We start from the raw sequence: 1,127 nt of genomic DNA, 5'->3' as shown, positions 1-1,127 counted from the left end.
CCGCGAGCAGGCCGAGGCCCAGGCCGTAGCCCAGGAGCCCGGCGGGCAGCGAGCCGTCGATCGCCAGGCCCACGTTCGCGTACGCGAAAACGGGGATGACGACGGCGAACGCGAGGAGCGCGAGCTCGGTGTTGCGCCGGCTCGGCGCACCGATCGCGCCGATGGTCGACGTGTGTGTAGTGCTACTGCTCATGGCGTGCAAAGGCCCCCAACGGCTGCTTACTGCTTACCGCACAGCGGGACCAGCTTCTGCTCATCCTCCGAGAGGCTGGGGCCAGGTGTGGGCGTCGGTGCGGTCTTGGACTTGGCCGTTCCGGACGGCGTGGGTGTCGGACTCGGCGCTGTCTTCGCCGAGGCGCGTGACGTGGTGAAAGACGTCTTGGTGGCGGCTGTGGTGCCACCCGCCTCGCCCTCGCCGGTCTTCGCGTTCTGCTCGTTCTCCGCCTGGCGGCGCTCGGCGTCCTTCTTGCAGGCCGAGGCCTGCATCGACAGCTCGCCGATCTTGTCCTTGGCGTCGCCGAAGCTGCCCTCGGTGATCGTCGCCTCGACCTGCTTGCGCTGGTACGGCGGCAGGTACTTGAGTTCGATCTCGGGGTGGTCCGTCTCGACCTTCGACAGACTCACCCACGCCAGGTCCTGGCTGATGCCGCGGTACAGCGCGATATGCGACTCGTTCGAACCGACGTAGTACTGCGTCTGCGTCCAGCGGTAGCCGCCGTACAGGCCACCGCCCACGACGGCCAGCGCCAGGACGATGAAGAAGGATCTCTTGAGCCACTTACGGCCGCGCCGCGGCTTGACGAAGTCGTCGTCCCCGTACGAGCCGAAGTTTCCCTCGGGAGCGTAACCGGCCGGGTCGCCGCTGCCGGGCGGGCCGAACTCGCCACCGCCACCGCCCTGCCCGGGCACCTGCCTGCCCGACCCGCGGCCGAGCTCCGACGCACGGCCTGCGGGGGTCTGCATCGCTCCGCCGTCGTGCAGCTGGTGCTGCTGGTTCTCGGCGACCGCGCCCACGATGACCGGAGCGTCGGACAGCTGACCGGCGAGCGTGTCACCGCTGTCGATGTCCAGGCCTCGCCCGAGTAGCTGACGTGCAGGAGCCGGGCCAGGGTGAACAGCGCGGCGGC

At 69.6% G+C, this 1,127-nt stretch carries 2 pseudogenes; both read right to left on the bottom strand.

The features are described from left to right. A pseudogene (locus ACWD4P_RS38425) lies at positions 1-193 on the bottom strand (FtsW/RodA/SpoVE family cell cycle protein); the annotation flags it as partial. A 26-nt stretch (positions 194-219) separates the two neighbouring features. Further along, positions 220-1,127, bottom strand: a pseudogene (locus ACWD4P_RS38420) (protein phosphatase); the annotation flags it as partial.

This window comes from Kitasatospora sp. NPDC002543 (assembly GCF_053594915.1).
Note: the sequence above shows the minus strand (reverse complement) of the source record. Positions and strands in the feature narration are given on the sequence as shown.